Here is an 11,459-nt window from a genome sequence, read left to right as displayed (position 1 = left end):
TAGTCTACTAGTATCTCAGGCAGTAACAACTTAAGGATATCGATAAAAGAATCTTGCATTAGGGTATAATTTGAAAATACAAATATCTAGATTTTAATATTTCCCCACAACAATATGTGTTGATCCGGATTTGGTACTCGCGCAAAAGTGAGACAAGCTGATGTTCAAATTAGATCGCTTCAGGAAGATCTTAAAGACACCAAACTTTCACTTGATTTAGATTATAAAAATGCAACTACTCAAATCCAAAATAGCATTATTACAATAGAAAACCAAAAAGAAAACATGCTTTTGGCAGGAGAAATACTTAAAAACACAAACAATAATTACTTACAAGGTTTGGCTTCGTTAACCGATTTACTAGATGCAGAAAACGCATCAATTGAAGCACAGAACAATTATACTGCGGCAATTTTAGATTATAAAGTAGCAGAAATAGCATTAATAAAATCAAAAGGAGAACTAAAAACACTTATTAAATAATAACTAACAAAATGAAGAAAATTATTATAACCATCGTAGTCATAATTGGATCTCTAGCTCTAATTGGATTCGTATTAACTAAAAATAAAGCCGAGAACAAAGCCAAAACTGATATTGTGGCTCAAAAAAATGCTGCAGTTTCTGTAAAAGTAGCACAAGTAAAAACTCAGGAAGTGTCACTTGATTTTGTTGCCAATGGTAGTTTTCAGCCTATTCAGGAGCTAACTTTTTCTGCAGAAAAGTCTGGAAAAGTAATCAGTGTTTTGGTAAAAGAAGGTGACTATGTAAGAGTTGGCCAACCTTTACTGACAATGAGAGGTGATGTAATCAATGTGAGTGCACAACAAGCTGATGCAGCCTATCAAAATGCAAAATCTGATTATAACAGATACGAAAATGCATTTAAAACAGGTGGTGTTACCAAACAACAACTGGATCAGGCAAAATTGGCTTTGACCAATGCTGAATCAAATTTAAAACAAGCCAGAATTAATGTAGGTGATACAAAAGTAAAAGCACCGATAAGCGGTTTTATCAACAAAAAATATATTGAGCCAGGGTCTATTCTAGCAGGAATGCCTGCAACTGCAATGTTTGACATTGTAAATGTTTCGCGATTAAAACTGGTAGTTACAGTAAACGAGAACCAAGTTGCCGGACTAAAAGTTGGCAATAAGATCAATGTAGCTGCTAGTGTCTATCCAGACAAAACATTTACGGGAAAAATTACTTTTATTGCTGCAAAAGCTGATGAGAGTTTGAGTTTTCCGGTTGAAATTGAAATTGCAAACAACTCAAATAATGACCTAAAAGCAGGTATGTACGGAACTGCAAATTTTGCTTCGAACCAACAAAAACAAAACTTGATGGTGGTACCTAGAAACGCATTTGTGGGAAGTGTAAGCAGTAACCAGATTTTTGTTGTTGAAAACGGTATTGCTAAATTAAGAAAAGTAACTGCCGGAAGAATTTTAGGAGATACTGTAGAAATTATCAACGGACTATCTGATGGTGAAACTGTAATTATTACAGGTCAAATTAACCTTCAAGACGGTAATACAGTAGAAATTATTAAATAATTACAGGCTGTAAGCCTTAAGCAATAAGCTTTAAGCAGTTAAAAAGCGTAAAGGGTATTGCTTATAGCCTAAAGCATAAATAAAAATATATGAAATTAGCCGAAATATCCATAAAACGTCCGTCGTTGGTAATTGTATTGTTTACAATTCTGACACTTGGTGGATTATTCAGTTACAGCCAATTAGGCTACGAGCTGATCCCTAAATTTGAGCAAAACGTTATCACAATTTCTACTATTTATCCGGGAGCTTCTCCGAGTGAGGTAGAAAATACTGTAACCAAGAAAATTGAAGATGCAATCGCATCTCTGGAAAACATCAAGAAAATTGACTCAAAGTCCTACGAAAGTTTGTCTATCGTATCGATTACACTGACTTCTACTGCCAAAGTCGATATCTCTATGAATGATGCGCAGCGAAAAATAAACGCCATCATAAGTGATTTACCCGATGATGCCGAAACTCCATCGCTGACCAAATTCTCATTGAGCGATTTACCAATTATGACAATTGGTGCCAACGGAAAGATGGATGAAGCTGCATTTTATGATTTAATTGATAAAAAAATCGCCCCTGTTTTATCTCGTGTAACTGGAGTTGCACAAGTAAATATTATTGGTGGACAGGAACGTGAAATTCAGGTAAATCTTGATGCATTAAAAATGCAGGGTTACGGGCTTTCAATCCCACAGGTACAACAAAACATCCTGTCATCCAACTTAGATTTCCCAACAGGAAATATTCAAACTCGTGATCAGAAAATATTAATTCGTTTAGCGGGTAAATATAAAAGTGTTGAAGAATTAAGAAATTTAGTGGTTTCTTCTCAAAACGGAATTCAGATTCGTTTAGGAGATATTGCAGACGTTCAGGATACACAAAAAATTGCTGAAAAAATATCGCGTGTCGATCAAAAAAGCGCGATTGTTTTACAAATTATCAAACAATCTGATGCCAATGCTGTGGCAGTAAGTGAGCAATTGTTAAAAACAATTGAGACTCTTGAAAAAGATTATAAAGCAAATAAACTAGAATTAGAAGTCGCAAAAGACAGTACTATTTTTACGTTGGAAGCTGCTGATTCTGTGGTGCATGATTTATTAATAGCGGTGATTTTGGTGGCTTTTGTAATGTTGTTCTTCCTGCACAGTATAAGAAACTCATTAATTGTAATGGTTTCGATACCAGCATCTTTGATTGCTACTTTTATCGGAATTTATTTAATGGGATACACCCTAAACTTAATGAGTTTATTAGGATTATCTCTGGTGGTCGGTATTCTGGTCGATGATGCAATTGTGGTTCTTGAAAACATCTACCGACACATGGAGATGGGTAAAAGCCGTATTCGAGCATCGTATGATGGAACTGCAGAAATTGGCGGAACCGTAACTTCGATTACATTGGTTATTGTGGTCGTGTTCTTGCCTATTGCAATGAGTTCTGGTTTGGTTTCTAATATCATTACACAATTTTGTGTAACGGTAATTATTTCAACCATGCTATCACTTTTGGCTTCATTTACTATTATTCCTTGGTTGTCTTCTCGTTATGGAAAATTAGAACATATTGAAGGAAAAAATCTTTTTGGAAGAATTATTCTTGGTTTCGAAAGTTATTTGACACGTTTTACAAACTGGATCTCTGGTTTATTAGAATGGAGTTTGGATCATTACATCAAAACAATTGTGATTGTTTTAGTATTATTTTTTGGATCAATCTTCTCTTTACTAGGCGGCGGATTTATTGGTGGTGAATTCTTTGCTTCTTCAGACAGTGGTGAGTTTTTAGTTCAAATCGAAATGCCAAAAGATGCTTCGTTGGAGCAAACCAACTTTATGACACAAAAAGCAGAAGCCTTTTTGAAAACTCAAGAATATGTTCACAGCCAGATTACAACTGTAGGACAAACTAGTGAAGGTCTTGGAGCCTCACAAGCCACGGCGTACAAAGCTGAGATTGATGTAAAAATGATCGAACAGAAAGATCGTGATGATGATGCTTCGGTGTATGCTGCAAAAATCAAACGTAAACTTGAAAAAGTATTGGTTGGAGCAAAAGTAAAAACAGTTCCGGTTGGTATTTTAGGTACGGCAGATAATGCTACTTTAGGATTAATTGTAACAGGTCCATCAACTGAAAGCGCCATGGCATACGCTAAATTAGCAGAAGCTGAATTGCGCAAAATTCCTGGAACGACAGAGATTAAACTAACTGTTGAAGACGGAAATCCTGAAATTAATGTTCAGGTTGACCGTGATAAAATGGCTGCTTTAGGTCTGACTCTTCAAACAGTAGGTCTCACCATGCAGACTGCCTACAGCGGAAATACGGATGGTAAATACAGAGCTGGTGAATACGAATACGACATCAATATTAAGTACAATGCTTTTGACAGAAAAAACATTACCGATGTTAGTAATCTAATTTTTATTAATGCCGCAGGACAGCAAATCAAATTATCTCAATTTGCTACCATTAAAGAAGGTTCTGGACCTAGCCAATTAGAGCGTAGAGACAAAACAGCTTCAGTAACAGTGCAAGGTCAAAATGTTGGGGTTCCTTCCGGAACAATCGTAACGCAATGGCAGGAGAAATTGGATAAACTTGAAAAACCAGTTGGGGTAAACTACATCTGGGGTGGTGATCAGGAAAACCAAAGTGAAGGTTTTGGTACATTAGGAATCGCTTTGTTGGCCGCTATTGTTTTGGTTTACCTTGTTATGGTGGGACTTTATGATAGTTTTGCACACCCGTTTGTGGTATTATTTGCTATTCCGCTTTCGTTTATCGGGGTATTATTAGCTTTGGCTTTGACCAACAACACCTTAAATATATTTACGATTCTTGGGGTCATCATGTTGATTGGTCTAGTGTGTAAAAACGCGATCATGCTTGTCGATTATACCAACCAGCGAAGAACGGCTGGAGAATCTATCAGAACGGCATTGATTCAGGCAAATCACGCACGTTTACGTCCGATTTTGATGACTACAATTGCGATGGTATTTGGTATGTTTCCAATTGCATTGGCATCTGGAGCGGGAGCTGAATGGAAAAACGGATTGGCTTGGGTAATTATCGGAGGTTTGATCTCTTCTTTATTCCTTACTTTGATCGTAGTTCCTGTGATTTATAGTATCATGGAAAAAATCATCCACAAGTTTAGTAAAGGAGAAAAAATTGATTATGAAGCTGAAATGGTTGCCGATTATGAGCATATCGAACTAAGCGAAGACGGTTTTAACCCGAAACACACCCATTAATACATAAATTAGTTTTTGATTCTAAAACCTGTTCATTCATTTGAGCAGGTTTTTTTATTTAGAATTGATTTACACACCAATAATATGTTAATTTTTTATTGAAATGAAAAAAATAATTATCGTTAAGTTTTTTATTTAGAATAAATAAGAATAGTTTGCTTTGTTGCTGATCATGTATTAGATTTGCATTATTAAAACCAATTCTAAATAACATGACATCTAAATTTACAATATTTTTGTTAAGCTTGTGCTTTACTTTGTTACTAAATACAACAGTTTGGTCACAGGAAAAAGCAACCTTAAAAGGACAGATTACCACCAATGATGATCAATCGCCTGAAAATATTTCAGTGATCTTAAAAGGCACAAGATTAGGCACAATAACAGACTCAGAAGGAAATTACAAAATAAAAAATGTTAAACCGGGAATCTATACCTTAAAAATTTCTGCCGTAGGATATACTTCAAAAGAAAAAAAAATAACGATCAATGAAGGTCAGGAATTGGTTGAGAATTTCAGCATTACTTCAAACTCAGAAGAGCTAACAGAAGTGGTTATTAATGGTGGCAGGAAAAATCATTTTGCACGCAAAGACAATCAGCAGGTTTCCAGATTACCGCTAAAAAATTTAGAAAACCCACAGGTTTATACTACCATTACAGGAGAATTATTAAAAGAACAAGTAGTCACCAATTTTGATGATGCCTTAAAAAATGCTTCAGGCATCACGCCTCTTTGGGCTGCTACTGGCCGTGGTGGTGATGGAGCTGCCTATTATTCTCTTAGAGGATTTGCTGTACAGCCTACTATGGTAAACGGTTTACCAGGACTAACAAATGGAAGTTTAGATCCCGCTAATATTGACAGGATCGAAATTATTAAAGGTCCATCGGGAACCTTGTTCGGAAGTAGCTTAATCTCTTACGGAGGTTTAATCAATACCACAACCAAAAGACCTTACAAAACATTTGGAGGAGAAATAAATTACACAGTTGGAAGCTTTGGTTTAAACCGCGTAACTGTAGACGTAAACACGCCTCTTAATGAGAAAAAGACTTTAAATTTTAGAGTAAACTCTGCTTTCCACACACAAAACAGTTTTCAGGATGCCGGTTTTAAAGAATCGTATTTTATTGCGCCTTCGTTATCTTACGAGGTAAACGATAGATTATCATTTTTGATTAATACTGAATTTATGAGTAATGAAGCTACCAATCCGACGATGCTGTTTCTGGACAGAGGTGCGCCGTTACGAGTTCATAACATTAATGAATTAAAATACGACAACCAACGTTCTTACACGAGTAACGAACTTACTCTTAAAACTCCTTCTTATAACATTCAGTCTCAGATGCTTTATAAGCTTTCAGATCAATGGACTTCACAAACCGTATTTTCTACAAGTTCAGCAAAATCTCAAGGAAATTATGCTTATCTATATGAGGGAACTAGATTTACAACCATCACAGACGGAATTGTATTGGACCGTTATTTCAATTACCAGGACAATTTAAATCTGACTACCGACATTCAACAAAACTTCAACGGTGATTTTAATATTGGAAGTTTAAGAAACAGAATAGTGGTAGGTTTTGATTATTTCAAAAGAACCACTTCAGATCGCAGTTCGGGATATTTTGGAAATGGAAGTGTTTACATAGGAGATAATTTACAAGCTTTTAATGCTGTTTTTGGCCCTTCAAACGGCGATACAGGAAATTTGACAAAAGTAGGATCGGATGCAATAGTTGGAGATAGCCCGCGCAACAATAATAAAACCAAGCAAGAAATTTATAGTGCTTATGTTTCTAATGTAATCAACTTTACGCCTGCCTTATCTGCGATGTTGAGTTTACGTGCGGACCGTTTTATGAATGCTAAAAATGACGGATACAATCAAACTGCTTTTTCTCCTAAATTTGGATTAGTTTACCAACCGGTTTTAGATAAAGTATCACTTTTTGCCAATTACATGAACGGATTTGTTAATGTTGCTCCTGGTCAGAATCGTAATGCTACAATTGCCACGCCTTTAACCTTTGATCCAGAAAAAGCCAATCAGTTTGAAGTTGGAACAAAATTGAATCTTTTTAAAGACAAACTCTACGCTACTTTTAGCTACTATGATATTAAGGTTACTGATCAAGTTTATGTAGTAGAAACTCCATACGTTGATCCTACAAACCCAACTGTTCCGCAGCCAAACAACCAGACTTCTTACCAAGATGGAGGACAACACAATAAAGGTTTTGAAGCAGAATTTGTTGCAAATCCGGTCAATGGTTTAAATATTGTTTTAGGATACAGCTATAATGATGCTATCCTAACGGCTGGAGACGCTGATTTCGTTGGCTTTAGACCTGAAAGCGCAGGAGCTCAGAATCTTGCCAACCTTTGGGCAAGCTACAAATTTACAAATGGTGTTTTAAGAGGTTTCGGTCTCGGTTTTGGAGGAAACTATGTTGGTGATAATAAAATTATGAATAGAAAAGTTGCCGGAACATTTACAATTCCGGAGTATACAGTTTTAAATTCATCTTTGTTTTATACTGCTGAAAAATTTACCATTACAGTACGATTAAACAACATCACAAACGAAGATATTTATGATGGTTGGTCAACAATTCATCCTAAAGATCCGCGAGCCCTTGCAGCAAGCTTCTCTTATAGATTCTAAAAAAAACAAAAACACCTTTCTCTTGGTAGAAAGGTGTTTTTTAAATTCATGGAAAAATGATAACAATAGCCAGTTTACTACTTTTTTTAGCTTTTTACACTTTATATTATACCTCAAAAAGAGCCTCTTTATCGTATGATCTTGGTTTTGAAAAATGGATGCAAAAAAATCCAAAACAAACCAAAGCAACAGGATTGATTCTTCTGCTTTTGGCCTACATCATGTGGCTTTTTACACAATCCTTATGTTGTGGTACGCTAATGTTTTGTATTCAGTTAATGACTGTTGGCAGTTTGATTATCATTTTGAGTCCGCTAAAAAAAATAGATAAAAAAGCCATTTTTATGCTTTTTTTTATAATTGCTTTTTTAGAATTTTATTATAACTAAAATTTGTTCCGAATATGCCTGCTAACCCTAAATACTTAACACAATCAAACTGGCAAAGATTTGCCAAAATTACAGCTGCCATTGTGGGCGGCTATTTTGTTTCTGTAAGTTTTCATTTGGCTTTAGCTTCTTGGTTCAACAGGGTAAACATCATGATTACGATGGCTTTTAGCGGTTTTATTCTTTGGGTTGTGCTTATGATTATTGCCTTTTTAGCAAAAAGTGCCTTAAAAATCTGGGGGCTTTATTTGCTCCTTATCTTTGTCTTTTCTCTTTTAATTTACTTGGGTCAGACCTATAATCCAGCAGTCTAACAACTTATGAGCAACCGTAATTACAATATTTACTTTCATACACATACCGTTAGCGGAATTGTTATTAGCGTCGTGCTGTTTGTGATTTTCTTCGCTGGTTCTTTTTCTTTTTTTAGGGATGAAATCATCAATTGGGAAAGAAGTGAATCCACAGTTATTACAAAAGAAATTCAGTTAGATTATGATACTGCTTTACAAACGCTTGACAAAAAATACGTACTGCACGGAAGGGCTTTAACGATTTCTAAACCAAGTATCGAAAATCGTGTTGCTATCTCTCTTGAAGGCACCAAAGACACTTTGGCTCCAGCCCAACAAAAGGCAGGAGATTTTTTCTATTTGGATACCAAAAGCTTCAAAACCTTTACTTATGAAGAATCCTACTCGCTGGGAGAATTTTTATACCGATTGCATTTCCTGGCTCAAATTCCGTATCCAGTAGGCTACTATCTTTCCGGGTTTACAGCCTTATTTTTTCTGTTTGCCATCATAACCGGATTATTGTTGCATTGGAAAAAAATCGTTTCTAACTTTTATGTTTTCCGTCCAAAAGAAAAATTAAAAACCTTATGGACAGATGCGCACACATCATTAGGAATGTTAGGGCTTCCTTTTCAGTTTGTGTACGCGGTTACAGGCGCTTTTTTTATGATTAAACTTTTGATCGTTGCTCCAAGTGTCATGATATTGTACCAAGGCGATCAAAACAAATTGTATAAAGAATTAGAATATACAGAACCCACATACGATTTTGAAAATAAAGCTTTAACTGGGCCATTTAGTATCAATAAATTAGTAGAAAAAGCCAAAAGTAATTGGGAAGATTTTCAAATTACACGTGTTTACATTCAAAATTATGGAGATTTGAATATGCACGTTTTAGTTGAAGGTGAATTGCTAAATCACAAAAAATTTACTGGAATCGGAAAAATCATGTATCGTGTTGCAGATGGAAAAGAGGTCGCTAAAAAAGACCCAATCACACAAAACAAATATCTGGATGCTGTAAAAAATGTATTATATCGAATTCATTTTGGTGATTACGGAGGTTATGCCTTAAAAATCGTAAGTTTCATTTTAGGCATTATTACCTGTTTTGTCATTATTTCCGGAGTGATGATTTGGTTGGTGGCCAGACAAAAAAACAATATGCCCGAAAATAAAAGGCGCTTCAATCGCAGAGTTGTTCGCATTTATCTGGCGATTTGTTTGAGTATGTACCCGATCACTGCTTTGGCATTTAGTACAGCCAAAATATTTTATCCACTTAGTCAATCCAACCTTTATACAATTTATTTTACAGGCTGGCTTTTGCTGGCGGTATTTTTTATCCTTAAAAGAAATGATGCTTTTACCAACAAATACTGTTTGATTTCAGGAAGTATTTTAGGCTTTTTAGTACCCATCAGTAACGGAATTATGACAGGTAACTGGTTGTGGAATTCTTTTCAGCACAATCAAATTCAGCTATTTTTTATAGATGCCTTCTGGATTGTTTTGGCTTCGATTACGCTTTACACAGCTCTGTCATTACAACCCAAAGTCAACAAAACAGCTTAAAAAAATTTAGAAGTTGTATTCTTTGAGCATAAAATAAAAATTAAAACATAAAAAAACCGCTAATAAAAGCGGTCTTTTCTATTTATAAATAAACATCTTAATTTCTATCAGCTAAAGCATTTTTTTGAAGATTCTTAACAGATTCTATTTTGTTGTCTGAATACGCCACCTGATTGATGGTTTTTTCATTAAAATACATCCATTTTCCAGTTTTCACACCTTCTTTATATTCTGCAACAGCTGTTTTATTTCCTTTTTCGTCGTAAGACACCCAAATTCCATCTAATTTACCATCCTTAAAAAAGCCTTCTTGTTGAACGTTACCATTATCATAATAATAAGTAGCTTTTACTGTATTTCCAACAACTTCTAATTCGGGTTTTGATTCTTGTGCAACTAAAATTCCAGAGAACAATATTGCAACTAAAATTACACACTTTTTCATATCTTGTAGGTTTTAATGTTATCAAATCTTTATCAAATATATAAATTAATTTACATTAAAAAAACTTTTACTTAACAATTTGGTAACATTGAATAAAAACTTAACATTGGAAATGAATTGTTTACAAAAAAACCAATGCCGAAGCATTGGTTTTACTGGAATTTTTACTAAAAATAAAAAATTACGATATCGTTGTAATTCGTACTAAATTACTTCAAAAGTGCATCTAATTGTGTCTGAAGTTCTGGTGAAGAAGGTCTTTCGGCATCCGCGTTAACAATATTTCCTTTTGGATCAATCAAAATAAATCTCGGAATTCCTGTCACTCCGTACTTTACAACAAAATCTGATTCCCAATCTTTATCCGCAAATAATTGAATTCCTCCGAGTTTTTTATCTGCTACAAATTTCTTCCACTTTTCATTGTCTTTTGCTTTATCAATAGAAATACTCACAAACTCAATATTTTTGCCATGATATTTTTCTTCTATTTTTTGCAAAAATGGAATTTCTGCTCGGCAAGGAGCGCACCAAGTTGCCCAAAGATCAATATAAACATACTTTCCTTTTAAGTCGGCAAGTTTTGTTTTTCCTCCTTTGTAATTATCAAAATTAAACTCCGGTGAAGGATTCCCGTTTAATTTTCGCATCTTAGACGCACTCGAATATTGCTGAAAAGCATATTGATTAAATTGCTCAAACGAATCCAACAACACCTTTTTAAACTCTGCATCAAAGTCGCCTTTGTTAATGGCTTCTGTATCCGCTTTTTTCTTTTGTTCTAATAAAGTAGTAAATTCAGCAGGTTCTTTTAAAAAAGCCTCCGCTTGAAATTTTTCATTATTCAAAGCATACTGAGCAAGAAAATTGCTCTCGTTGACACCTTTACCTTTATATACAATGCTCTCATCAAACTCTTTGGCATTCATCGTAAGGTTTACTTCAGAATCCGGCAATAAAAATAAACTTGTAGATTCTGTACCATCCGTAAAATTGTAAAACCCTTTTGGAGCTTCAAAATTAGCGGCAAAAATCTCGTCTTTGCTTATGGGTACAATTTGCTTAAAGCCATTAGCGCCTCTAATTACAAGAGTATCACTATTTCTATTGGCAATTTTAGCCGTAAATTTTACTTGATTTTTGGCTTGACCCACCACATTCAAAGTGCTAAAAATCAGCAAACCTGCAACAAAAAGTTTCTTCATGATCTGTTTAATTAAATTTAATGTAATTCAAATCTAAAGA

Annotated in this window: 8 protein-coding genes and 1 pseudogene; 7 read left to right on the top strand and 2 right to left on the bottom strand. The window is 34.8% G+C overall.

Annotated elements, in window-relative coordinates:
- Nucleotides 1-138: 138 nt before the first annotated feature.
- The 7 genes and pseudogenes from J3495_RS17280 to J3495_RS17250 all read left to right on the top strand — a co-directional run.
- Nucleotides 139-483: pseudogene (locus J3495_RS17280) on the top strand (TolC family protein); the annotation flags it as partial.
- A gap of 11 nt (nucleotides 484-494) precedes the next feature.
- Nucleotides 495-1,562, top strand: a complete 1,068-nt coding sequence (locus J3495_RS17275) for an efflux RND transporter periplasmic adaptor subunit (RefSeq protein WP_210667944.1) — start codon at nucleotides 495-497, stop codon at nucleotides 1,560-1,562.
- Between the two features lie 89 nt (nucleotides 1,563-1,651).
- Nucleotides 1,652-4,828: an efflux RND transporter permease subunit gene (locus J3495_RS17270; RefSeq protein ID WP_210667941.1), complete on the top strand. Its 3,177-nt coding sequence runs from the start codon at nucleotides 1,652-1,654 to the stop codon at nucleotides 4,826-4,828.
- Between the two features lie 212 nt (nucleotides 4,829-5,040).
- Entirely contained in the window at nucleotides 5,041-7,506 is a 2,466-nt protein-coding gene (locus J3495_RS17265) for a TonB-dependent receptor (RefSeq protein ID WP_210667939.1), read from the top strand.
- 56 nt (nucleotides 7,507-7,562) lie between these two features.
- The gene (locus J3495_RS17260) at nucleotides 7,563-7,895 is read left to right on the top strand and encodes a hypothetical protein (protein ID WP_210667937.1); all 333 of its coding nucleotides are present in this window, start codon (nucleotides 7,563-7,565) and stop codon (nucleotides 7,893-7,895) included.
- Nucleotides 7,896-7,909: 14 nt separating this feature from the next.
- Nucleotides 7,910-8,209 (top strand): hypothetical protein, encoded by a 300-nt coding sequence (locus tag J3495_RS17255; RefSeq protein ID WP_210667936.1) that lies wholly within the window; start codon nucleotides 7,910-7,912, stop codon nucleotides 8,207-8,209.
- Nucleotides 8,210-8,215: 6 nt separating this feature from the next.
- A complete protein-coding gene (locus J3495_RS17250) occupies nucleotides 8,216-9,769 on the top strand; it encodes a PepSY-associated TM helix domain-containing protein (RefSeq protein ID WP_210667935.1) in 1,554 nt (517 codons plus the stop codon).
- 97 nt (nucleotides 9,770-9,866) lie between these two features.
- On the opposite strand, the gene J3495_RS17245 is transcribed toward J3495_RS17250, so the two are convergent.
- Both J3495_RS17245 and J3495_RS17240 read right to left on the bottom strand, forming a co-directional pair.
- Nucleotides 9,867-10,214: a toxin-antitoxin system YwqK family antitoxin gene (locus tag J3495_RS17245; protein WP_210667934.1), complete on the bottom strand. Its 348-nt coding sequence runs from the start codon at nucleotides 10,212-10,214 to the stop codon at nucleotides 9,867-9,869.
- 209 nt (nucleotides 10,215-10,423) lie between these two features.
- Nucleotides 10,424-11,419 carry a TlpA family protein disulfide reductase gene (locus J3495_RS17240; RefSeq protein ID WP_210667933.1) on the bottom strand — a complete coding sequence of 332 codons (996 nt, stop codon included), beginning with the start codon at nucleotides 11,417-11,419 and terminating at the stop codon, nucleotides 10,424-10,426.
- Nucleotides 11,420-11,459: the final 40 nt, after the last annotated feature.

The sequence above is a fragment of the Flavobacterium geliluteum genome (assembly GCF_017948595.1).
GTDB lineage: Bacteria > Bacteroidota > Bacteroidia > Flavobacteriales > Flavobacteriaceae > Flavobacterium > Flavobacterium flavipigmentatum.
Note: the sequence above shows the minus strand (reverse complement) of the source record. Positions and strands in the feature narration are given on the sequence as shown.